The sequence below is a fragment of the Stenotrophomonas sp. Steno-Z4 genome, from assembly GCF_056393145.1.
In genome coordinates this window covers 175928-197958 of sequence record NZ_JBWJPC010000008.1, presented here as the reverse complement: position 1 = coordinate 197958, position 22031 = coordinate 175928, and the positions used below count along the sequence as shown (strand labels likewise).

Sequence of the window (22031 nt, the reverse complement as noted above, 5' to 3'; positions counted from 1 at the left end):
TACCCCCGCACCCGCCGGCCCTGCGCGCAGAATCCCGCAGACCAAGGCTCTGGCGTTTGACTTACGCGCTTACCGCCGATCCGCCATCAAATTGTCGAACGTCTCGGTGTAATCCTTGAACTGCGGAACACGCGTGACCAGGTCCGGCGGGATCGGCTGCATGCCCGGCGGTACCTGGATCTTCACCGCGCGTTTGTCCGGGTCGTACGGGGCATCGGTAAGCGTGTTCTGGCGGAGCACCTGCAGCTGGCCGAACATCTGCTGCAGCAGCGCGTGCTGGCTGTCGTCGAGCGGAATTTCGATCTCGTCGATCTTCATGTGGCCGTTGGGCAGCACGATGATGTTCGGCGCCGGCGCGCGGCGCACGGTGACCATGCCGTCGCTGACGGTGATCTTCGGCTTGCCGCGCTCGGCGCGGTGGTTGCGGTATTCCTGGTCGCAGCCGGTGGCGGCAAGGCAGAACAGGGCCAACAGCAGGAGGTACAGCTTCTTCATGGCCGGCAGTGCATAAAAAATGGGGAGGGTTAGTGTAGCCCTCCCCCCCGTGCAGCGGGCCTGCCTGCGACCGGATGTCGCAGCTGCCGACGGCTCAGTTATGGCAGTCGTCTACGTCGCTCTGGTCCATGGTGGCGTAAGGCTTGAACGCCGGCAGCGCCGCCGCCAGCGCCTGCTGCTTGGCCATCATCGTCGGCAGCAGCTCGCACAGCTGCTTGGCGCTGGCTTCGATCTTGGCCGCTTCCGCATTCACCCGCTCCTCGATGCCCTGCGTGTCGCCGGAGAACACCCCGCGCAGCGCTTCGCCAGCGGCCTTCACGCCCAGGCTGGCACCGGCCACGCCGATGTCCATGCCTGCGCCCGCCAGCTTTTCCACCTGCTTGCGGTAGTCCAGCAGCAGCGCCCGCTGCTGGGCATCGATGGTGACCGCCTTGCCGTTGATCAGCAGGTCGCCCTGCGGGGTGATCTCGGCCTTGTCGTTCTGGTCGTTGGAAATCTTGATGTTGCCCTGGGCGATTTCCACCCGCGCCTTGTCCGTGGCGTCCTTGACCTTCTTGCCGATCGAATCGGCATCCACCACCGGCTTGCCGGTGGCCGGGTCGGTCTTGTTTGAATCCGTGTTGTTGCAGGCCGCCAATGGCAGGCACAGCAGAAGGGTGGGGAGCAGCAGTCGCATGTTCATGGTGGGGGCCCCTTATTTGCCGCGCGGCAGCTGCAGCTTGCCGCGCACGTCGCTGTGGTTGATGTCGCCGCTGCCACTGTTGGCCACCGTCAGGTCGCCGCCTACATCGCGGACCGTCACGTCGCCCGAGCCGTGCCGCTCGACCTTGACGCTGCCGCCTACCGCGCGGGCTTCGAAATCGCCCGAGCCGATGTTGCCCAGGCTGACGTTGCCCTTGACCTGCCGCAGGTCCACGTCGCCCGAACCGACCGTCTTGATATCGACATTGCCGGCGACCCCGTCCAGGGTGAGGTCGCCCGAGCCGATCGTGCCGACCGTGGCGTTGCCGCGCAGGTTGCGGGCGGTGAAATCGCCCGAGCCGATCGACAGCAGGTTCAGCGCACCGGCACCGTCGAGCTCCACATCGCCCGAGCCGATCGCCGCCGTCACCAGGCCCTTGATGTCGCGCAGCTTGATGTCACCCGAGCCGACATCGGCGCTGAGCGAATGCGCCCCGGTCACGCTGGCATCGCCCGAGCCGACCTTCATCTGCACCAGCACATTGGCCGGGATCGTGCCGCGCAGGTCCAGGTAGGCGTAGTTGCTGCCGCCGGTGTTCCAGTTCAGGCCCTGGTTTTCGCGCTGCAGCTGAACCACCAGCTTGTCGCCGACCTTTTTCTGGGTCACGGTCAGCTGGCTCAACCAGTCCGCATTGGAGGCGCAGGCGCGGCCACTGAGCCGGGCTGCGCCCGGGCCGGCCTGCAGCACCAGGTCGTGCTGGTTCACCTCGAACACCACGGCTTTCGCGCCGGCGACGTCGAGCTTGAGGTCACGCGGGGCGTTGAACCGGCACTGCGGTTCATCGGCCAGTGCGGTCAGCGGCAGCAACAGCAGGGAAGCGGCGACGACTTTGCGGATCATGGGCGGGTCCTCGAAGGGGCGGGATCAGATTTCGCCGGCGCGGCGGCGCAGGCGGATGGCGATGATGATGAACGCGACACCGAAGGCAGCGCCGATCCACAGCTCGGGCAGGGCGAGCGCGGCCAGCTGGCTGGCCGGCGACAGCGCTGCGGCCACGTTGTCGCTGTCGCGCATCACCGACTGCAGCTGGTCGGTACGGTAGAACAGGTCGCTGCCCGGCAGCGTGCCCAGCAGCAGGCGGCCGACGATGTGCTGCCAGAACCAGCCGCTGGTCATGTTGAACAGATTCATGACGTGGGTGGTGCTGACGATGATGCCGGCAAACAGCGGCAGCATCACCGCCCACAGGAACGGCTTGGACTTGGCCCACGCCGACCACATCAGCAGCCAGCCCACGGTCGGCAGGGCCCACAGCAGATACACCGGCAGCCAGGACAGGTGGCTGGCCACGAACGCCAGCGGGCTGGCCGGGCCCCAGATCAGGGTCAGCGGGTTGCCGCCATGGGCCAGCACCACCACCGAGAGGATCGCCATGAAGCCGAACATGGTCAGCACCGAGGCGATCACCGCGATCACCGGGGCCACCAGCAACGCGCTCAGCGCCTTGGACAGCACGGTCTGCGTGTCCGACAGCGGCAACGACTTCCAGAACAGGATGCTGCGGTCGCGGCGGTCGTCGTACAGGGCACCCAGGCAGTAGAAGAACACCACGAAGGCCAGCACCACGAACGGCCACAGCGAGCTCAGTACCAGGGTGGCGTCCAGGGCATTGCCCAGGTCGGCCATGCCCTTGGCATCCATGTGGGCGGTCAGCAGCTTCAGGTCCAGGCCGTTGACATTGATGTTGGTGTTGTCGATGTGCAGGTCACCGCTCTCGGCCGCGCGGCGCAGGCCCCACAGGCCGAGCAGGATGCCGATCAGGCTCATCACCAGCGAAATGCCGCCGGCGATCAGCGGTGCCCAGAGGAAACCGCCGCGGTTTTCCCAGTACTCACGCTTGAGCAGCCACTTGAAGGTACTGGCCTTGCTGATGGGGTGGAAGTGGACGGTGTTCATGCGTAGGTTCCCTTCATGATGGCCACGAACAGATCCGCCAGCCCCGGGCTGCGGATTTCGCCAAGCGGCGTGAGCTGGGCGCGCGGCACCCCGTCGAACAGCAGTACGGTCTTGCCGAACGGCAGGCTGCGCTCGTCGATCGGCTTCAGCGCACGCGCCGCTTCCAGCGTTTCGGCCGACACCAGCACTTCGGTGTAGCGCTCGCCGACGTCTTCCATGTCGGTGGTGAGCACGATGCGGCCGTCGCGGATGAACATCACGTCGGTGAGGATGTGTTCGATCTCTTCCACCTGGTGGGTGGTCACGATGATCGTTTTCTGCTCGTCGAAGTAGTCTTCCAGCAGGCGCTGGTAGAACTCCTTGCGGTACAGGATGTCCAGGCCCAGGGTGGGCTCGTCCAGCACCAGCACCTTGGCGTCGATGGCCATCACCAGCGCCAGGTGCAGCTGCACGATCATGCCCTTGGACAGTTCACGTACGCGCTGGCGCGGCTGCAGCTTGGTGGAGGCCAGGAAGCGTTCGCAGCGGGCACGATCGAAGCGCGGGTGGACCCCGGCGACGAAATCGATCGCTTCGCGCACCTTCATCCAGCGCGGCAGCACCGCCACGTCGGCGATGAAGCACACATCATTCATCAGCGCGTTGCGCTGCACGGTCGGGTCCAGGCCCAGCACGCTCAGCTCGCCCTCGACCTGGGTCAGGCCCAGCAGCGCCTTGAGCAGGGTGGTCTTGCCCGCGCCGTTGGGGCCGATCAGGCCGGTGATCCGGCCGGGGGCGATGGTGAAGCTGGTGTTGTCCAGCGCGAGCGTGGATTTGTAGGCCTTGCGCAGGCCACGAGCGGAAATGACGACATCACTAGCAACGGCATTCATGAGGATTTCCCCTGGGGCAGCAATTCGTCGAGGCGCAGGCCCAGGCGCTGGATGCGCTCCAGGACCAGCGGCCATTCTTCATTGAGGAACCGGTCGCGCTCGCTGCTGCGCAGCTGCGTGGCCGCTTCTTCGGTCATGAACATGCCCAGGCCGCGGCGCTTCTCGACCAGGCCTTCATCGGCCAGTTCCTGGTAGGCGCGCGAAACGGTGATGGGATTGAGCTGGTACTCGGCGGCCACCTGTCGAACCGAAGGCAGCGCGTCGCCGGGCTTGATGATGCTGTCGAGCATCATGGCAATCACGCGTTCTTTCAGCTGACGGTAGATCGGAGCACCATCGCTCCATTGGATATCGCTCATGGTCAGCTCCGTGGGTTCAGCGACTGTGCGAATGAGAAGTAAGGCATGGACAGGGAGCTGTGCAGCCGGCGGGGAGGCGTGGGGGCGCCGTCGGCGTTCCCTGCCTGGATGACGCCTGCGTCCTGCGGGCTTTCAAACGCACCGGTGGCGGTCTCGCTGCCACGGTCACCGGCAGGGATGCTGAACCAGCCCAGCAACAGCAGCGCGGACGCGGCTGTCAGGGCTTTGGCGGAGTGGTGGCGCATGCGGTTCATGGGCTTCCCCTGCATCAGGTGACTGGTGTTGTATGCAACTATAACACCGGCACAGCCAAGTGCAATACCCGACACACCCCAACTGATGGCAGGGGCATGACGATGGCGGCGCGATTGCGTTAACGCATTGATTATCAAGCGATTGATGGTGCCGCGGTGCGCCGGGATCAGTCTGCGGGTATTCAGCCGCGTGACGGCCATGTGCGTCAACCGCGCACTGAAACCCCCGGTGATATAGTCCGCCTTCCCCTGCAGGACAGGGTTTTCCAGCCTCTTTACCGGAGTTTCCAATGCCCCAGTCCCACCGCGCGACTTCCCCGTTCCACGCCACCCGGGCGCGCGCCCGCCGCTGGGGCAGTGGGCTGCTGCTGGTCGGGATGCTGGGCGCCGGGTCCGCCCAGGCCGCGGATCTGCTTGACCTCAACTACCGGCCGCTGGCCGGCAAGACCGAGGTGAACCTGGAGAAGCAGTACGGCGGCAAGGTGCTGCTGGTGGTCAATACCGCCAGCAAGTGCGGTTTCACCCCGCAGTACGAGGCGCTGGAAGGGCTGCAGACCCGGTACGCCGCGCGCGGCTTCTCGGTGCTGGGCTTCCCGTCCAATGATTTCAAGGGCCAGGAGCCGGGCAGCGAGAAGGAGATCCAGGAGTTCTGCACGCTTACCTATGGCGTGAAGTTCCCGATGTTCCAGAAAGTGCAGGTCACCGGCACCGACGCCACGCCGCTGTACCAGCGCCTGACCGCCGCCACCGGCGTTGCGCCCGGCTGGAACTTCCACAAATACCTGCTGTCGCGCGATGGTCGGGTGGTGGCGCAGTTCTCCAGCAAGGTCAAGCCGGACGACAAGGAACTGGTGGCGGCAATCGAACGTGAGCTGTCCGTTGCGCCTGCAAAGCGCTGACATCCTCGACATCTCGCACGTGCGTGCGACAATGATCGCTTTCGCGCCGACGTCGGCGTCCAGTCACTTCCAGGAAAGCAGCAAATGAAGATGGGAATGCGCGGCGCTGCGGCGTCGGTTCTGATTCTGGCGATGGGTGCCACCGGTACCGTGATGTCGCAACAACCGGCCGCAGGCGCGGCCGCCAAGGAGACTTCTGCTTTGACCTCCCAGCGTGAAAAAGTCGGCTACGCCATTGGTATGGACGTGGCCAAGTCCTTCGAGCCGATCGCCGACCAGATCGACATCGCGGCCCTGCGCCGCGCGGTGACCAACGCCTTCGAAGGCAAGCAGCCGCTGATCACCCAGGAACAGGCGCAGAAGACCGACCAGGCGCTGCGCATGGCGATGGCCGTCAAGGCCGGCCAGCCGGTTCCGGGCATGGCCCCGGGCACCGAGCCGCCGAAGGTGGACCGTGAACAGGTCGGCCTGATGCTGGGCAGCTATGCCGTGGGCCCGTCGCTGGCGCCGTTGAAGGACCAGGTCGACCTGGACGCGCTGTTCGACGCCGTGCAGACCGCGTTCGCCAAGGGCACCCCGAAGATGACGGCCGAGCAGGCCCAGGCCACGATGGAAGGCTTCATGGCCGCCCAGCAGGCGGAAATGCAGGCCAAGGCCGCCGCCCAGGGCGAGACCAACCGCCGCGCCGGCAATGACTTCATGGCCAAGAACAAGACCGTGCCGGGCGTGGTCACCACCGCGTCGGGCCTGCAGTACCAGGTGATCCGTCCCGGTTCGGGCGAGCGCCCGCTCCCCACCAGCAAGGTCAAGGTGCATTACGAAGGCAAGCTGCTCGACGGCACCGTCTTCGACAGCAGCATCCAGCGTGGCCAGCCGATCGAGTTCGGCCTGGACCAGGTGGTCAAGGGCTGGTCGGAAGGCGTGCAGCTGATGCCGGTCGGCGCCAAGTACCGCTTCTGGATCCCGGGCGAGCTGGCCTATGGCGAGCAGGGCACCCCGGGCGGTCCGATCGGTCCGAACGCGACGCTGACCTTCGACGTCGAACTGCTGGGCATTGCTCCGTAAAACGGAACTGGAGTCAACACGGACATGCGCGTCTCAATCTTCGGTACCGGCTACGTCGGTCTGGTCACGGGTACCTGCCTGGCCGATGTCGGCCACCAGGTGGTCTGCGTCGATATCGACCAGGCCAAGGTGGATGGCCTCAACCGCGGCGTCATCCCGATCTATGAGCCGGGCCTGGAGCCGATGGTCAAGGCCAACCATGCCGCGTTGCGGCTGGCCTTCACCACCGACGCCGAGGCGGCGATCGCGCATGGCCAGGTGATCTTCATTGCCGTGGGCACGCCACCGGACGAGGACGGCAGCGCCGACCTGCAGTACGTGTTGGCGGTGGCCCGCACCATCGGCCGGCACATGCGTGTGCCGACCGTGGTGGTGAACAAGTCGACCGTGCCGGTAGGCACGGCCGACAAGGTCCGTGCCGCCATCGCCCAGGCGCTGGCCGAGCGCGGCGAGGAGATCGCCTTCGACGTGGTCTCCAACCCCGAATTCCTCAAGGAAGGCGACGCCGTGGCCGACTGCATGCGGCCGGACCGTATCGTGATCGGCGCGGCCAATGCCGAGTCCGTGGCGCTGATGCGCCGCCTGTACGCACCGTTCAACCGCAACCACGACCGCGTGGTGGAAATGGACGTGCGCTCGGCCGAGCTGACCAAGTACGCCGCCAACGCCATGCTGGCGACCAAGATTTCGTTCATGAACGAAATCGCCAACATCGCCGAGAAGGTCGGTGCCGATGTCGAACAGGTCCGCCAGGGCATCGGCTCGGACCCGCGCATCGGCTGGCACTTCATCTACCCGGGCGCCGGTTACGGCGGCTCGTGTTTCCCCAAGGACGTGCAGGCGCTGGCCCGCACCGCGCAGCAGTACGGGCATGAGCCCAAGCTGCTCAATGCGGTGGAAGCGGTCAACGATGCGCAGAAGGGGCACCTGTTCCAGCTGATCCAGCGCCACTACGACCGTGGCGAGGATGAGGGCGTGCGCGGCCGCACCTTCGCGGTGTGGGGCCTGGCCTTCAAGCCGAACACCGATGACATGCGCGAAGCCTCCAGCCGCCGCCTGCTGGCACAGCTGTGGGAGGGCGGTGCCACCGTCCGCGCGTACGACCCGGAAGCCACCGACGAGGCCCGCCGCATCTTCGGCGAGCGCGACGACCTGGTGTTCTGCGACAGCGCCAATGACGCGCTGGATGGCGCCGATGCGCTGGTGGTGGTCACCGAATGGAAGCAGTTCCGCAGCCCGGATTTCGCCCACCTGCGTGACACACTGAAAGACGCCGTCGTGTTCGACGGTCGCAACCTGTATGACCCGCAGGAGATCGAAGCCGTGGGCCTGGCCTATTACGGCATTGGCCGGGGACGTTCGCTGCATGCATGACTCCACTCCCACCGCGCGTGAGCAGGCGCTGGAAGCGCGCCTGGTCGAACTTGAAATGCGGGTGTCCTTCCAGGAACAGGCCTTGGCCGAGCTGAGCGAAGCCCTGGCCGATGCCCGCATCGAGGGCAGCCGCAACGCGGACCTGACCCGCCTGCTGCTGGAGGACCTGGGCAAGGTCCGCAACGCGCTGTATTCCGATTCGGGCGAAGAACCGCCGCCCCCGCACTACTGATCGACCCAACGTCATGAGCGATACCCTCCGCGACCAGCTGCTGGGCCTTGGCTTCAAAGCCGCGCCCAAGCCCGAACGCAAGCCCGACGCCCGCCGCGATGGCCGGCCCTCCAACGCGCCGCAGGGTGCCCGACCGCAGGCCAAGGCCGGTGAGGGCGCCCGTGGGCCGCGCGATGGCCAGCGCCCGCCGCGCGAGGGCGATGCCCGTCGTGGCCTCCAGGGCAAGGGCCGTCCCGGCGGCAACGCACGTCCCGGCCAGGGCCAGAACCCCGGCCAGGGCAAGCCGCGCTCGCGCGAGGACATCGACCTGGCCAAGGCCTACGCGATCCGCGCGCAGAAGGAAAAAGACGACCGCATCGAAGCCGAGCGGCTGAAGCAGGAAGAGGCGCGCGTGCGCCGCGAAGCCAAGGTCAAGCTCGACGAGCTGCTCAAGGACAAGGCGCTCAACGATGAAGCGGCCGACATCGCGCGGCACTTCCCGTATGGCGGCAAGATCAAGCGGATCTATGTCACCGCCGAGCAGCTGCGCCAGCTCAACGCCGGCGAACTGGGCGTGCTGCAGAGCACCGGCCGCTACCTGCTGGTGACCGCAGCGGTGCTGGACGAAGCCGAAGCGATCTTCGCCCCGGCCGTGGCACTGCGCGTGGACCCCAACGCCCCGGCCGAAGACGACCCGTACGCCGATCCGGCCTACCAGGTGCCTGACGACCTGGTCTGGTAAAAAAAGCGGGTATCGACCGTCGGTCGATACCTACCTGACGGGATGAATGCGGTAGCGCACGACCGTTGGTCGTGCGGCAAAGGAGTGTGCATGCAGGAAAGCCAATTGCGACAAACCTACGTCCCGCATATCGACGGCCTGCGTGCGGTCGCCGTGTTGTCGGTCATCCTGTACCACCTCAAGACGAGCTGGCTGCCCGGTGGCTTCACCGGTGTGGATGTGTTTTTCGTGATCTCCGGCTTCGTGGTCAGCGCCTCGGTCGATCGCCTGCCGTCGCTCGGCGGCTGGCAGGGCCTGCTGCGTTTCTACGCGCGCCGCATCCGCCGGATCGTGCCGGCGCTGGTGGTGTGCCTGCTGGTCACCGCGCTGTTCAGTGCGCTGTTCATTCCCGAATCCTGGCTCAGCGAAACCAGCGACAAGACTGGCCGCCGCGCATTCTTCGGGCTGAGCAACTGGGTGCTGGCCGCCACCGGCAACGACTACTTCTCGCCGCGCACCGAATTCAATCCGTACACCCACACCTGGTCGCTGGGCGTGGAGGAGCAGTTCTACCTGCTGTTCCCGCTGCTGTTCCTGGCGTGGTCGCGGGGCGGGCGGGCGCGCGCACTGTCGCTGGGTTTGTTCGCCGTCGCTACCGTCGCGTCGCTGGCCTACGCACTGCGGCTGGTCGGGCAGGGCGGGCAGGAGATCCAGGCGTTCTACGTCACCACCACGCGGTTCTGGCAGCTCGGTGCTGGCGTGCTGCTGTACCAGGCGATGACGCTGGCCGGTCGTTTCGATGCGGCGCCGCTGGCGCGTGGACTGTCGTGGCGTTCGCCTTTGCTGCTGCTGGCGGTGGCGGGGCTGGGCTACGGGTTGTGGGCGGCACGACCGGGCCACTCGCCGTGGCCGGACGGGCTGTGGCCGGTGCTCTCCACGGTGGTGCTGCTGGGGCTGCTGCAGCGACATCCGCAGGGCTGGACCGGGCGCGCGCTGGCCAGCCCGCCGATGGTCTGGGTCGGCAAGCTCTCCTACTCGCTGTACCTGTGGCATTGGCCGGTGTTCGTGCTGTTCCGCTGGACCGTGGGACTGGAAACCGTGCTGGCCGGGGCGTGCGCGGTGGCGCTGGTGTTCGCGCTGGCGTGGCTGTCCTGGCGCTGGGTGGAGCAGCCGCTGCGGCATGGCTCGCGCGGCCCCCGGACCAACGGGCGCTGGGTACTGCTGGGGTTGGCCGTACTGGTACTGGGCGCCGGCCTGCAGTCGGTGCTGGTCAAGCAGCAGCGGCACATTTCGTTCAGTACGGTCAGCCGGCATCCGTTGGACTGGTACCCGTATGCGAAGGGGCTGAAGAAGGAAGTACCCGACTGCCGCGTGGTCGAGTCCAGCATTCCGGTCGCCGGGGGACAGGCGCGGCTGCTGCAGCGGGGCGAGTGCAAGGGCGGCAGCGGGGCGGCCGACGTGCTGTTCGTGGCCGGCGATTCGCACGCGCTGGTCTATAACGAGCTGCTGCGGCGCAAGGTGGTGCAGGACGGCGGGCAGGTTCGCCTGTACGGCAGTGGCGGTTGCGCGCTGGTGGGCATGCAGGCCTGGCGCGGTCCGAACCCGGGATGCGAGGTGTACACCCGTAACGTGCTGGAGGATATCCAGGCTACCGCGCGTGCCGGTGACGTGCTGTTCCTGCCCGGGCTGCGCATTCCGCGCCTGGCCGAGCAGTACCAGCTGTTCGATGCGGCCCAGGTCGCCGCCGATCTGGCGAGCCCGGCTGCGGTGGAAGGGCGGGCGGCCGAAGTAATCGCCTCGATCGAACAGCTGCGTCCCCTGGCCGAACGCGGCGTGCGGATCGTGCTGGAAGCGCCCAAGCCGGTGCTGCCTGCACCGCCGTACCGCTGCTCGGATGCGTTCAACCGCCACAACCCGATCTGCGTCAATGGCATGCAGATTCCGCGCGCGCAGGTGGAGGCAATGCGCGCGCCGGTGCTGGACAGCCTGCGCCAGGTTGCCGCCGCGTTGCCGGGTGCAAGCGTGTGGGATCCATTACCGGCGTTGTGCCCGGGCGACGTGTGCAGGCCCGATGCAGACGGCAGGCCGCTGTATTTCGACGCCGATCACCTGAGCGGGTACGGCAACCGCGTCTTGTTGCCCGGTTTCCGCAGCCACCTGCAAGCGGTGCGGTAGGGCCGATAACGCCCATCTCTGCATGACGCAGGAACCTCAGGCGGAAACGCGCCTTGGTTTGCGCAACAGCGGCAGGCTGATCGCGAAGAAGCACAGCAGTGCGCCGGCAAACGCGAACCCCGCGCCGGCCAGGAATGCGGTGCGGCCCTGGTCGATGTTCCACAGCTGGCCGGCGATCAACGCGCCGAGCACGCCGCCGACGCCTGACGAGAAGCCATACAGCAGCCCCTGGCCGTGCCCGTTGAGCCGGCCCGGGAAGTAGGTCGCCAGCATCTGCATGGCCGCCGCGAAGAAGGCGGCAAACCCCAGCGCATGCGCGGTCTGTGCCACCAGCATCACGCCAAGGTGGTCCGGGAACAGTGCGGTGACCGTCCAGCGCAGGGTGGAGCTGACCAGGGCGATCAGCAGCATCCAGCTGGCGTCATAGCGCCGGAAGAAGCGGCCGATGGTGAAGAACACGCCGACCTCGAACACCACGCCGATCGTCCACAGCAGCCCCAGCGTGGAGGTCGCATAGCCGTGGTGATCCATGTAGACCGAAAAGAACGTGTAGTACGGCCCGAACGACAGCTGTTCCATGAACGCGGCCAGGAAGAACGCCAGCACCTGCGGTTTGCGCACGATCTGCCAGAAGCCGCTGGCATCGCCATCCGCGCGATGGAAATCGCGCGCGTAGTAGTTGGCAAACGCCGAGCCCACCAGCAACGCGAACAGCGGCAGCATCAGCCACGGCAGCAGGTGCGCGTTGCCGGCACCGCCGCTGCCTTCGATCAACCAGCCAAAGCCCATCACCACCGCGATGAAGCCCAGCGAGCCCCACACCCGGATCAGCCCGTAGCGGTGGCTGTCGTTGCCCAGGTGGGTGAGGGTGATCGATTCGAACTGCGGCATCACCGCGTTGTAGAAGAAGCAGAACACCACCATGGCCGGGTACATCCACGGCAGGGGCAGCGGCAGCAGGAACGCGCAGAAGGTGAGCAGGGTCAGCACGCTGCCCACGCGCAGCCAGCGGATCGGGTGCGGCGAGGCGGCGGCAATCGAGGTCCACGTCGTGGGTGCCACGATGCGGGTGGCGTACCAGATCCCCATCATCACGCTGATCGCGGTCACGCTCATCCCGCGCGCGGTCAGGAACAGCGACCAGTACGGGGTGAATGCGCCGAGCGCCGCGTAGTAGAACAGGTAGTAGCTGGAGAGGCGGGCGACCGGAACCGCGTTCATTCCGGATCGTAATCCAGGTTGGAGGCCAGCCAGCGTTCGACCTGCGCGCGTTCCACGCCCTTGCGTTTGGCGTAATCGCCTACCTGCTCGCGGGTGACCCGGCCGACCACGAAATACTGGCTCTGCGGGTGGCTGAAGTAATAGCCGGACACCGCCGCGGTGGGCAGCATCGCAAAGCTCTCGGTCAGCTGCATGTCCGCGTTGTTTTCCGCATCGAGCAGGCGGAACAGCGTGGCTTTTTCGCTGTGTTCGGGGCAGGCGGGGTAGCCCGGCGCCGGGCGGATGCCGCTGTATTGCTCGGCAATCAGCGCGTCGTTGTCCAGTGCCTCGTCCGGCTGGTAGCCCCAGTAATCGGTGCGCACCTGCTGGTGCAGGCGCTCGGCCAGGGCTTCGGCCAGGCGGTCGGCCAGCGCCTTGAGCAGGATCGCGTTGTAGTCGTCATGGTCGGCCTCGAAGCGGGCCACGTGCGGGTCGATGCCGATCCCGGCGGTGACCGCGAACGCGCCGATCCAGTCCTGGCGGCCGCTGTCGGCCGGTGCGATGAAATCGGCCAGGCAGAAGTCCGGGCGCTCCACCGGCTTGTCCACCTGTTGGCGCAGGAAGTGCAGTACGGCCGGGCCCTGCCCGGTGGTCAGGTGCACATCGTCGCCCACGCTGTTGGCCGGCCACAGCCCGAACACCGCCTTGGCGGTCAGCCAACGCTCGTCGACGATGCGCTTGAGCATCGCACGCGCATCGCGGTACAGCTCGCTGGCCTGGGTGCCTACGATCTCGTCGGTGAGGATGGCCGGGTACTTGCCGGCCAGTTCCCAGGCCTGGAAAAACGGGGTCCAGTCGATCACCCCGACCAGATCGGCCAGCGGGTAGTCATCCAGCACGTGCAGGCCCGGGCGGCGTGGGGCCGGCGGCTGGTACTGCGCCCAGTTGCCGTCGAAACGCTGCGCGCGGGCCTTGGCCAGGGTCACCAGGCGTTTGGCATCGCCGCGGTTGCGGTGGCGCTGGCGGATGTCGGCGTAGTCGGCCTCGTTGGCGGCCACGAAGGCCTCGCGCAGCTCGCTGGAGATCAGTGACTGGGCCACGCCCACCGCCCGCGAAGCATCCTTCACCCACACCGTAGGCGCCTTGTAATGCGGGTCGATCTTCAGCGCAGTGTGCGCGCGCGAGGTGGTGGCGCCGCCGATCATCAAGGGCAGGGTGAAGCCCTGCCGTTCCATCTCGCGGGCCACGTGGCTCATTTCTTCCAGCGACGGGGTGATCAACCCGGACAGGCCGATGATGTCGGCGTTCTCGGCGCGGGCCGCGTCCAGGATCTTCTGTGCCGGCACCATCACGCCGAGGTCGATCACCTCGAAGTTGTTGCACGCCAGCACCACGCCGACGATGTTCTTGCCGATGTCGTGCACATCGCCCTTGACCGTGGCCATGATGATCTTGCCGTTGCTCCTGGCGGTATCGCCGCTGCGCGCCTTTTCGGCTTCGATGAAGGGCAGCAGGTAGGCCACGGCCTTCTTCATCACGCGCGCGGATTTGACCACCTGCGGCAGGAACATCTTGCCGGCGCCGAACAGGTCGCCGACCACGTTCATGCCGTCCATCAGCGGTCCTTCGATCACGTCCAGCGGGCGGCTGGAACGGATCCGCGCTTCTTCGGTATCGGCTTCGACCCAGGCATCCAGGCCGTGCACCAGCGCATGCGCCAGGCGCGCGTCGATCGGCTTTTCGCGCCAGGCCAGGTCTTCGCCCTTGATCTCGCCCTTCCTGCCCTTGTAGCGCTCGGCGATCTCCAGCAGGCGTTCGGTGCCATCCGGACGGCGGTTGAGGATCACGTCCTCCACGCGCTCGCGCAGTTCGGCATCCAGGTCGTCGTAGATCGGCATGGCGCCGGCGTTGACGATGCCCATGTCCATGCCCGCCGCGATGGCGTGGTACAGGAACACCGCGTGGATGGCCTGGCGCACCGTTTCGTTGCCACGGAACGAGAACGACACGTTGGACACGCCACCGGACACATGGCAATGCGGCAGTGTGCGCTTGATGATGCGGGTGGCTTCGATGAAATCCACCGCGTAGTTGTCGTGCTCTTCGATGCCGGTGGCCACGGCGAAGATGTTCGGGTCGAATATGATGTCCTGCGGCGGGAAGCCGACCTGGTCGACCAGGATCCGGTAGGCACGGGTGCAGATTTCCACTTTGCGCGCGCAGGTATCGGCCTGGCCCTGCTCGTCGAAGGCCATCACCACCGCGGCCGCACCGTAGCGCAGCACCTTGCGTGCGTGTTCGATGAACAGCGCCTCGCCTTCCTTGAGCGAGATCGAATTGACCACGCTCTTGCCCTGCAGGCACTTCAGCCCGGCTTCGATCACGCTCCACTTGGACGAATCGACCATCACCGGGATGCGCGCGATATCCGGCTCGGACATGATCAGGTTGAGATAGCGGGTCATCGCCTTCTCGGAATCGATCAGGCCCTCGTCCATGTTGACGTCGAGGATCTGCGCGCCGCTGGCGACCTGCTGGCGGGCCACTTCCACCGCTTCTTCGTAGCGTTCTTCCTTGACCAGCTTGCGGAACTGCGCGCTGCCGGTGACGTTGGTGCGCTCGCCGATGTTGACGAACAGCAGGTCCGGGGTGATGACCAGCGGTTCCAGCCCGGACAGCCGGGTGTGGCGCGTAGGTGCGTTCATGCCGCCTGCTCCTGCGCGCCGGGCAGTGCGCGCGGCCGCAGGCCGGCCACGGCCTGGGCGATGGCTCGGATGTGGTCGGGGGTGGAGCCGCAGCAGCCACCCACCAGGTTGAGCAGGCCGTCCTCGGCGAAACCGCGCAGGGTGGCGGCCATTTCGTCCGGGGTCTCGTCGTACTCACCGAAGGCGTTGGGCAGCCCGGCGTTGGGGTGGGCGCTGACGTAACAGTCGGCCACCTGGCCCAGGGTTTCCACGTGCGGTCGCATCGCGTCGGCGCCGAGCGCGCAGTTCAGGCCGATCGACAGAGGGCGCGCGTGGGCGAGCGACGCGTGGAAGGCGTCGGCGGTCTGGCCCGAGAGGGTGCGCCCGGAGGCATCGGTGATGGTGCCGGAGATCATGATCGGCAGGCGCGCGCCGCGCGCATCGAAGGCTTCTTCGATGGCGAACAGCGCGGCCTTGGCATTGAGCGTGTCGAAGATGGTTTCCACCATCAGGGTGTCGGCGCCGCCGTCGATCAGGCCATCGATGGCCTCGCGGTAGGTTTCGCGCAGCGCATCGAAGCTGGTGTTGCGGAAACCGGGATCGTTCACGTCGGGGCTGATCGAGGCAGTGCGGCTGGTCGGCCCCAGCACCCCGATGACGAAACGCGGTTTATCCGGGGTGTTGGCTTCGACCGCATCGCAGCAGGCGCGCGCGACGGCAGCGCCGGCCTTGTTCAACTCGTACACCAGGTGTTCCAGGTGGTAATCGGCCTGGCTTACCGAGGTGGCATTGAACGTGTTGGTTTCGACCAGGTCAGCACCGGCTTCCAGGTAGGCGGTGTGGATGCCGGCAATGACCTCGGGGCGGGTCAGCAGCAGCAGGTCGTTGTTGCCCTTGAGGTCGTGGCCTTCCGGCGTGCCATGGTCGCAGCCGGCGCCGTGCTGGTGGTCGAAGCCACCGGCGAAGCGTTCCCCGCGGTAATCGCCTTCCTCCAGCCCGTGCCGCTGGATCATGGTGCCCATCGCACCGTCGATGATCAGGATGCGCTGGGCCAGCGCGTCTTCGAGGGCGCGGACACGATCGGGGTGCAGCCAGGGCAGGGACATCGCGGGGAAACCTCAGGGCTTGCTGGCAATCAGCGAAATGACTTCAAAATGCGGCGGACGCTTTTCGCGGGTCACCGTTTCCAGGCTGGAGACCACCAGCCCGGCCTTCTCGGCGAATTTGCGCAGTTCCTTGTCCGAGAAACCCAGGTTGACGTGGCCATAGGCCTCGACGGCGGCCTTGTGCTCGTGGCGGGCCAGGCTGCAAAGCAGCAGGCGGCCACCGGAGCGCAGCACGCGCGCGCCTTCGGCCACGGCCTGGGCCGGCTTGGCGGCGTAGGTCAGTGCATGCATCAGCACCACGAGGTCGAAGCTGCGGTCCTTGAAGGGCAGGGCATGCATGTCGCCCTCGCGCACTTCCACGTTGGCCAGGCGGCGCAGGCGTTCGCTGGCGGCGGCCACGACGCGGGCGCTGGTGTCGATGCAGACGTAGCGCTTGGCATGCGGGGCCACCAGTTCCGCCAGCACGCCATCGCCGGAGGCGATATCGAGCACGTCCCCGGTTTCCAGCAGCGGCAGCGCGGTGCGCGCCAGCGCTTCCCAGGTGCGGCCGGGCGAGTAATGGCGTTCCATGTCGCCGGCCACGCTGTCGGCCCAGTTCTGGTCGGCGGCGCGGCTGGCCAGCACGCTGGCCACGCGTTCAGCATCCTGGCGCAGCAGCGGGTCGTCGCTGCCGGTGCTCAGGGCGTGCCACAATGCGCGTTGGGCAGGGTCCAGCGCGGCATCGTCGAAGCGGTAGTACGCCGACACGCCTGCGCGCCGGTCGCGCACCAGGCCGGCTTCCTTGAGGCGGGCCAGGTGGGTCGACACCCGCGGCTGGGCCAGGGTGGTGATGGCCGACAGCTCGGCCACGGTGAGTTCTTCCTGCTCCAGCAGCGCCAGCAGGCGCACGCGGGTGGCGTCGGCGAACACCTTCAGCCGGACCGACCAGTCCTCGAGATCCATAAATATCTACCTATCGCGATATAGAGATATTTTCGTCCTTTGGCGCCTTCGCGGTCAAGTCAGCCCGGATTGGGTGGCCCCCGGTACAATCGCCGCACCTGGACGCGCCCGGCGCGGCCATATCGACATGTTCCTGGGAGGGTTTCGTGGATTTCAGTTTCACCGAAGAGCAGCTGATGCTGCAGGACGTTGCGCGCCGCATCGCGCAGGAAAAGATCGCGCCGAGCGCCGAGCACCATGACCGTACCGGCGAGTTCCCGCTGGACAACATCCGCCTGCTGGGCGAAAACGGCCTGATGGGCATCGAAGTGCCGGCCGAGTACGGCGGCGCGGGCATGGACCCGATTGCCTACGTGCTGGCGATGGTGGAGGTTGCCGCGGGCGACGCCGCGCATTCAACCATCATGTCGGTCAACAACTCGCTGTTCTGCAACGGCATCCTGACCCACGGCAGCGAGGCGCAGAAGCAGAAGTACGTGCGCGCCATCGCCGAGGGCGAGGCCATCGGCGCGTTCGCGCTGACCGAGCCGCAGTCGGGTTCGGACGCCACGGCCATGCGTTGCCGCGCGGTCAAGCAGGCCGACGGCACCTATGTGATCAACGGCAAGAAGAGCTGGATCACCTCCGGTCCGGTGGCCAGGTACGTCGTGCTGTTTGCCATGACCGACCCGGAGCAGGGTGCGCGTGGCATCACTGCGTTCATGATCGACACCGACAAGGCCGGCTTCCACCGCGGCAAGACCGAGCCGAAGCTCGGCATCCGCGCCTCGGCCACCTGCGAGATCGAGTTCCAGGATTACGTGGCGGCGGCCGAAGACGTGGTGGGCAAGGAAGGCGAGGGCTTCAAGATCGCGATGGGCGTGCTGGACGCCGGCCGTATCGGCATCGCGTCGCAGGCAATCGGCATCGCACGTGCGGCCTATGAGGCCACGATCGAATACGTGAAGGACCGCAAGGCCTTCGGCGCGGCGATCGGCACGTTCCAGATGACCCAGGCCAAGATCGCCGACATGAAGTGCAAGCTGGACGCAGCACTGCTGCTGACCCTGCGCGCGGCGTGGGTGAAGGGCCAGGGCAAGCGTTTCAGCAACGAAGCGGCCATCGCCAAGTTGACCGCCTCCGAAGCGGCGATGTGGATCACCCACCAGGCCGTGCAGATCCACGGCGGCATGGGTTACTCCAAGGAAATGCCGCTGGAGCGTTACTTCCGTGATGCCAAGATCACCGAGATCTACGAAGGCACCTCGGAAATCCAGCGCCTGGTCATCGCCCGCAACGAAACCGGCCTGCGCTGAGGCGGCTTCTCGCTGTACGGACCAAAGCATCGGGGCCCTATTGGGGCCCCGATTGCTTTTGGGTGTCTGATTGCATGGTGTACCTGGGTACCGGGCTGCGCCCGGTAGCTTCATGCATCTGGGCGAACAGCCGTTGGCCACCGGTTTGCCGGAGTTGGCGAGCCGGTGCGGGTTTGCGGGGGGCGCCGTGAATCCGTCCCTGGAGGCTCTTGCGAAACATCCATGTTTCGCAAAGCCCCCGCAAACCCGCCCCGGCTCGCCTATGACAGTGGGCAGGAGGTCACGGAAAAAGCACAGGGCGCGGTAGGGTTGGTTCCCAAACAACCGCCGTGAAGATTTCCACGTTCGATAACGCATTGAACTGATCGAAGCAGGTGCCGGCATCGCCGGCACACCGGCTTTTCCCGTGGCACCGACCCGCCTAGCCAGAGATCGTCCCAGCCACAGGCTGTTCGCACAAACGCATCAGCAGCCGGGCAACGCACGGCGACACGGCAAGCGGGCAACCGCAAAAAAAAGGCCCCGGATCGCTCCAGGGCCTTTCGCAATTCAATCAAACAAAGATCAACGATCCGGACGATGCGCCGCGGTGGCTTCGCCCTGGCGTTCCAGGAACTCCTTGGACGGTTCGTCGAGCTTGTCGCCCAGCATGCGGCGCACCACCACGAAGAACACCGGGATCATCAGCAGGCCCAGGAAGGTGGCGAACACCATGCCGCCGATCACGCCCGTACCGATGGCGTGACGCGCGTTGGCGCCGGCACCGGTGGAGATCGCCATCGGGATCACGCCCATGATGAACGCGAACGAGGTCATCAGGATCGGCCGGAAGCGCAGGCGCGAGGCTTCGATGGTCGCCTCGCGCAGGTTCTTGCCTGCTGCGCGCTGTTCCACCGCGAACTCCACGATCAGGATCGCGTTCTTCGCCGCCAGGCCGATCACCGTGATCAGGCCGATCTTGAAGTACAGATCGTTGGGCAGGCCACGGGCGAGCGAGAACGACAGCGCGCCCAGCACGCCCAGCGGCACCACCAGCAGCACCGCTACCGGGATCGACCAGCTTTCATACAGCGCCGCAAGGCACAGGAACACCACCACGATCGACAGCACCAGCAGCAGCGTGGCCGCGTTGCCCGCCAGGATTTCCTGGTAGGACATGCCCGACCAGTCGTAGCCGAAGCCCGCGGGCAGGTCATCCTGCACGATCCGCTCCATCGCCTGCATCGCTTCGCCCGAGCTCTTGCCCGGTGCCTGCGAACCGACGATGTTGATCGCCGAATAGCCGTTGTAGCGGCTCAGCGACGGCGGGGCGGACACCCATTCGGACTTCACCACGGTGCTCAGCGGAATCATCGCCGGCGTACCGTCGGCGTTGGTCTGCAGCGAGCTGGGGGTGTAGAAGCTGTTCAACGACTCCGCACCGGTGCGGAACGGACCATCGGCCTGCATGGTCACGCGCTTGATGCGGCCCTGGTAGAAGAAGTCGTTCACGTATACCGGCGCCAGCATCAGCTGGATGGTGCTGTACACGTCCGACACCGACAGGCCCATCGTCTGCGCCTGCACGCGGTCCACGTGCAGCTGCAGCTGCGGCGCGTTTTCCAGCCCGTTCGGGCGCACGCCGGTGAGCAGTTCCTTCTCCTCGGCCGCCTTGCCCAGCAGGATGTTGCGCGCCTGCGTCAGCTGTTCGAAGCCGGCACCGCCGCGGTCCTGCAGCCACATGTCGAAGCCGCCGAACTGGCCCAGGCCCTGCACCGTGGGCAGGTTGACCACGAAGATCTGCGCCTCCTTGATGCCGTAGAACGCGCCGTTCATGTTCTGGATGAACTCGGGCACCGTGATGTCACGGTCCGCCCACGGCTTGAGCCGGATGAAGCCCATGCCCACGTTTTCGCCCGAGCCGACGAAGCTGAAACCGGCCACCTGCAGCATGCCTTCGAAGCCATCCTGCTTTTCCAGGATGCCGCGCATCTGCGCGAAGGTCGCATTGGTCTGCGCCTTGGTCGAGCCCGGCGGCAGCTGCACGATCGCCAGCGCATAGCCCTGGTCTTCTTCCGGCAGGAAGCTGCCCGGCATGCGGGTGAACAGGAAGCCGCACAGCACGGTGAGCACCACGAACAGGATCATCCAGCGCGGCGCGTGCTTCACCGCCGAGGTGATGTGGCCCACGTAGGTGCCACTGACCTTGTCGTAATACTTGTTGAAGGTGCGGTAGACCACGTTCGGTTCGCCGTGCGTGGCCTTCAGGAAGGTCGCGCACAGCGCCGGGGTGAAGCCCAGCGCCAGGAACGCCGAGAACGCCATCGCGATGGCGATGGTCAGCGCGAACTGCTTGTAGATCTCACCGGCGGCACCGCCCTGCAGCGCCGACGGAATGAACACCGCCGCCAGCACCACGGTGATGGCCACCACCGCGCCGGTGATCTGGGTCATGGCCTTCTGGGTGGCGGCCTTCGGCGGCAGCTTCTCCTCGGTCATGATGCGTTCGACGTTCTCGATGACCACGATGGCGTCATCGACCACGATGCCGATCGCCAGCACCATCGCAAACAGGGTCAGCTGGTTGATGGTGAAGCCGATGATGCTCATGCCCAGGAAGGTGCCCAGCAGGGCGACCGGGATGACCAGCGTGGGGATCAGGGTGGCGCGGAAGTTCTGCAGGAAGATCAGCATCACCAGGAAGACCAGCACGATCGCTTCGATCAGGGTCTTGACCACTTCCTCGATCGAGATCTTCACGAACGTGGTGCTGTCGTACGGCGAGAACCAGGTGACCCCGGTCGGGAAGGTGGATTCCAGTTCATCCATCTTCGCGGTGACCGCGTTGGCCACGTTCAGGGCGTTGGCGCCTGGCAGCAGCTGGATCGCGAAGGCACCGGTCGGCTTGCCGTTGTACTGGGTATCGAAGCCGTAGTTGTTGGCACCGAAGGCGATGCGCGCCACGTCCTTGAGCAGCACGCGCGAACCGTCCGCGTTGGCCCGCAGGATGATGTTCTCGAACTGGTCAGGCGAGCTGAAGCGGCCCTCCGCCGACACCGTGGCGGTGAAGTAGTGGCCTGCCGGCGACGGATCGGCGCCCAGCGAACCGGCCGCGAACTGCACGTTCTGGGCCTTGATCGCCGCCAGCACCTGGGTGGCCGAGAGGTTGTAGCCCTGCATGCGTTCCGGGTTGAGCCAGATGTTCATGGCGTACTCGGAACCGAACTGCTGGGTGCTGCCCACGCCGGGAATGCGCGAGATCTGGTCGAGCACGCGCGAACCCACGATGTCGTTGAGCGCATCGCGGGTGATCGCTTCGCTGTCCGACTGCAGCGCCACCACCATCAGGAAGCCGGCGTTGGCCTTGGCCACCACCACGCCCTGCTGGGTCACTTCGGTGGGCAGGCGCGGCGTGGCCAGCGACACCTTGTTCTGCACCTGCACCTGGGCGATGTCCGCGTCGGTACCGGTTTCGAAGGTCAGGGTGATGGTCGCGCGGCCGTTGGAGGCCGACGAGGAGCTGAAGTACAGCAGGTGATCGATACCGGTCAGCTGCTGCTCGATCACCTGGGTGACCGACTTCTCGGTGGTGTCGGCGCTGGCGCCGGGGTAGGTGGCGCTCACCGTCACCTGGGGCGGTGCGATGCTCGGGTAGGACTCCACGCCCAGACCCAGGATCGAGATCACGCCCGCAAGCGAGATCAGGATCGCGACCACCCAGGCGAATACCGGGTGTTCAATGAAAAATTTAGGCATGACGGA

General features: G+C 66.3%; 19 protein-coding genes. 7 read left to right on the top strand and 12 right to left on the bottom strand.

What is annotated here, in order from left to right; translation table 11 throughout:
- Positions 1 to 69: 69 nt before the first annotated feature.
- The 7 genes from AC06E7_RS17665 to AC06E7_RS17635 all read right to left on the bottom strand — a co-directional run bounded on the left by AC06E7_RS17665 (position 70) and on the right by AC06E7_RS17635 (position 4909).
- The gene (locus tag AC06E7_RS17665; protein WP_068852972.1) at positions 70 to 495 is read right to left on the bottom strand and encodes a hypothetical protein; all 426 of its coding nucleotides are present in this window, start codon (positions 493 to 495) and stop codon (positions 70 to 72) included.
- 94 nt (positions 496 to 589) lie between these two features.
- A complete protein-coding gene (locus AC06E7_RS17660) occupies positions 590 to 1177 on the bottom strand; it encodes a DUF2884 family protein (RefSeq protein WP_210130591.1) in 588 nt (195 codons plus the stop codon).
- Between the two features lie 12 nt (positions 1178 to 1189).
- The gene (locus AC06E7_RS17655; RefSeq protein WP_478065483.1) at positions 1190 to 2077 is read right to left on the bottom strand and encodes a GIN domain-containing protein; all 888 of its coding nucleotides are present in this window, start codon (positions 2075 to 2077) and stop codon (positions 1190 to 1192) included.
- A 24-nt stretch (positions 2078 to 2101) separates the two neighbouring features.
- On the bottom strand, positions 2102 to 3133 hold the full coding sequence (locus AC06E7_RS17650; protein ID WP_478065482.1) for a hypothetical protein: 1032 nt from the start codon (positions 3131 to 3133) through the stop codon (positions 2102 to 2104).
- On the bottom strand, positions 3130 to 4005 hold the full coding sequence (locus AC06E7_RS17645; protein ID WP_093532528.1) for an ABC transporter ATP-binding protein: 876 nt from the start codon (positions 4003 to 4005) through the stop codon (positions 3130 to 3132). The genes AC06E7_RS17650 and AC06E7_RS17645 overlap by 4 nt, the downstream gene beginning before the upstream one ends.
- Positions 4002 to 4364, bottom strand: coding sequence for a GntR family transcriptional regulator (locus AC06E7_RS17640; RefSeq protein ID WP_068852958.1), 363 nt, complete (start codon positions 4362 to 4364; stop codon positions 4002 to 4004). The genes AC06E7_RS17645 and AC06E7_RS17640 overlap by 4 nt, the downstream gene beginning before the upstream one ends.
- A 2-nt stretch (positions 4365 to 4366) precedes the next feature.
- The gene (locus tag AC06E7_RS17635; RefSeq protein ID WP_478065480.1) at positions 4367 to 4909 is read right to left on the bottom strand and encodes a hypothetical protein; all 543 of its coding nucleotides are present in this window, start codon (positions 4907 to 4909) and stop codon (positions 4367 to 4369) included.
- Between the two features lie 86 nt (positions 4910 to 4995).
- Between AC06E7_RS17635 and AC06E7_RS17630 the strand changes: the two genes are divergently transcribed.
- From AC06E7_RS17630 to AC06E7_RS17605, 6 genes are all read left to right on the top strand, one after another.
- On the top strand, positions 4996 to 5517 hold the full coding sequence (locus AC06E7_RS17630; RefSeq protein ID WP_068854696.1) for a glutathione peroxidase: 522 nt from the start codon (positions 4996 to 4998) through the stop codon (positions 5515 to 5517).
- Between the two features lie 84 nt (positions 5518 to 5601).
- On the top strand, positions 5602 to 6582 hold the full coding sequence (locus AC06E7_RS17625) for an FKBP-type peptidyl-prolyl cis-trans isomerase (RefSeq protein WP_217536114.1): 981 nt from the start codon (positions 5602 to 5604) through the stop codon (positions 6580 to 6582).
- A 24-nt stretch (positions 6583 to 6606) separates the two neighbouring features.
- On the top strand, positions 6607 to 7956 hold the full coding sequence (locus AC06E7_RS17620) for a UDP-glucose dehydrogenase family protein (RefSeq protein WP_478065478.1): 1350 nt from the start codon (positions 6607 to 6609) through the stop codon (positions 7954 to 7956).
- A complete protein-coding gene (locus AC06E7_RS17615; protein WP_068852947.1) occupies positions 7949 to 8188 on the top strand; it encodes a SlyX family protein in 240 nt (79 codons plus the stop codon). Before AC06E7_RS17620 ends, AC06E7_RS17615 begins: the two co-directional genes overlap by 8 nt.
- Positions 8189 to 8201: 13 nt before the next feature.
- A complete protein-coding gene (locus tag AC06E7_RS17610) occupies positions 8202 to 8909 on the top strand; it encodes a DUF2058 domain-containing protein (protein WP_478065477.1) in 708 nt (235 codons plus the stop codon).
- 90 nt (positions 8910 to 8999) lie between these two features.
- The gene (locus AC06E7_RS17605) at positions 9000 to 11063 is read left to right on the top strand and encodes an acyltransferase family protein (protein WP_478065475.1); all 2064 of its coding nucleotides are present in this window, start codon (positions 9000 to 9002) and stop codon (positions 11061 to 11063) included.
- A 36-nt stretch (positions 11064 to 11099) separates the two neighbouring features.
- Here AC06E7_RS17605 and AC06E7_RS17600 read toward each other — a convergent pair whose 3' ends face one another.
- From AC06E7_RS17600 to AC06E7_RS17585, 4 genes are read right to left on the bottom strand one after another with little or no spacing between them, the layout of a single operon-like run.
- Positions 11100 to 12284, bottom strand: a complete 1185-nt coding sequence (locus tag AC06E7_RS17600; RefSeq protein WP_478065474.1) for an MFS transporter — start codon at positions 12282 to 12284, stop codon at positions 11100 to 11102.
- A complete protein-coding gene (gene metH, locus AC06E7_RS17595) occupies positions 12281 to 14968 on the bottom strand; it encodes a methionine synthase (RefSeq protein WP_184127056.1) in 2688 nt (895 codons plus the stop codon). Before metH ends, AC06E7_RS17600 begins: the two co-directional genes overlap by 4 nt.
- Positions 14965 to 16053 carry a homocysteine S-methyltransferase family protein gene (locus tag AC06E7_RS17590; RefSeq protein WP_478065473.1) on the bottom strand — a complete coding sequence of 363 codons (1089 nt, stop codon included), beginning with the start codon at positions 16051 to 16053 and terminating at the stop codon, positions 14965 to 14967. Before AC06E7_RS17590 ends, metH begins: the two co-directional genes overlap by 4 nt.
- Positions 16054 to 16065: 12 nt before the next feature.
- Positions 16066 to 16995, bottom strand: a complete 930-nt coding sequence (locus AC06E7_RS17585) for an ArsR/SmtB family transcription factor (RefSeq protein WP_068852932.1) — start codon at positions 16993 to 16995, stop codon at positions 16066 to 16068.
- A 119-nt stretch (positions 16996 to 17114) separates the two neighbouring features.
- Between AC06E7_RS17585 and AC06E7_RS17580 the strand changes: the two genes are divergently transcribed.
- Complete coding sequence (locus AC06E7_RS17580) at positions 17115 to 18290, top strand: acyl-CoA dehydrogenase family protein (RefSeq protein WP_478065484.1); 1176 nt, start codon at positions 17115 to 17117, stop codon at positions 18288 to 18290.
- 564 nt (positions 18291 to 18854) lie between these two features.
- Here AC06E7_RS17580 and AC06E7_RS17575 read toward each other — a convergent pair.
- The gene (locus AC06E7_RS17575) at positions 18855 to 22025 is read right to left on the bottom strand and encodes a multidrug efflux RND transporter permease subunit (RefSeq protein ID WP_068852926.1); all 3171 of its coding nucleotides are present in this window, start codon (positions 22023 to 22025) and stop codon (positions 18855 to 18857) included.
- Positions 22026 to 22031: the final 6 nt, after the last annotated feature.

Coding starts and splice junctions, on each gene's coding strand:
- AC06E7_RS17665 (WP_068852972.1), bottom strand. CDS start 495: ATGAAGAAGCTGTACCTCCTGCTGTTGGCCCTGTTCTGCCTTGCCGCC.
- AC06E7_RS17660 (WP_210130591.1), bottom strand. CDS start 1,177: ATGAACATGCGACTGCTGCTCCCCACCCTTCTGCTGTGCCTGCCATTG.
- AC06E7_RS17655 (WP_478065483.1), bottom strand. CDS start 2,077: ATGATCCGCAAAGTCGTCGCCGCTTCCCTGCTGTTGCTGCCGCTGACC.
- AC06E7_RS17650 (WP_478065482.1), bottom strand. CDS start 3,133: ATGAACACCGTCCACTTCCACCCCATCAGCAAGGCCAGTACCTTCAAG.
- AC06E7_RS17645 (WP_093532528.1), bottom strand. CDS start 4,005: ATGAATGCCGTTGCTAGTGATGTCGTCATTTCCGCTCGTGGCCTGCGC.
- AC06E7_RS17640 (WP_068852958.1), bottom strand. CDS start 4,364: ATGAGCGATATCCAATGGAGCGATGGTGCTCCGATCTACCGTCAGCTG.
- AC06E7_RS17630 (WP_068854696.1), top strand. CDS start 4,996: ATGCTGGGCGCCGGGTCCGCCCAGGCCGCGGATCTGCTTGACCTCAAC.
- AC06E7_RS17625 (WP_217536114.1), top strand. CDS start 5,602: ATGAAGATGGGAATGCGCGGCGCTGCGGCGTCGGTTCTGATTCTGGCG.
- AC06E7_RS17620 (WP_478065478.1), top strand. CDS start 6,607: ATGCGCGTCTCAATCTTCGGTACCGGCTACGTCGGTCTGGTCACGGGT.
- AC06E7_RS17615 (WP_068852947.1), top strand. CDS start 7,949: ATGCATGACTCCACTCCCACCGCGCGTGAGCAGGCGCTGGAAGCGCGC.
- AC06E7_RS17610 (WP_478065477.1), top strand. CDS start 8,202: ATGAGCGATACCCTCCGCGACCAGCTGCTGGGCCTTGGCTTCAAAGCC.
- AC06E7_RS17605 (WP_478065475.1), top strand. CDS start 9,000: ATGCAGGAAAGCCAATTGCGACAAACCTACGTCCCGCATATCGACGGC.
- AC06E7_RS17600 (WP_478065474.1), bottom strand. CDS start 12,284: ATGAACGCGGTTCCGGTCGCCCGCCTCTCCAGCTACTACCTGTTCTAC.
- metH (WP_184127056.1), bottom strand. CDS start 14,968: ATGAACGCACCTACGCGCCACACCCGGCTGTCCGGGCTGGAACCGCTG.
- AC06E7_RS17590 (WP_478065473.1), bottom strand. CDS start 16,053: ATGTCCCTGCCCTGGCTGCACCCCGATCGTGTCCGCGCCCTCGAAGAC.
- AC06E7_RS17585 (WP_068852932.1), bottom strand. CDS start 16,995: ATGGATCTCGAGGACTGGTCGGTCCGGCTGAAGGTGTTCGCCGACGCC.
- AC06E7_RS17575 (WP_068852926.1), bottom strand. CDS start 22,025: ATGCCTAAATTTTTCATTGAACACCCGGTATTCGCCTGGGTGGTCGCG.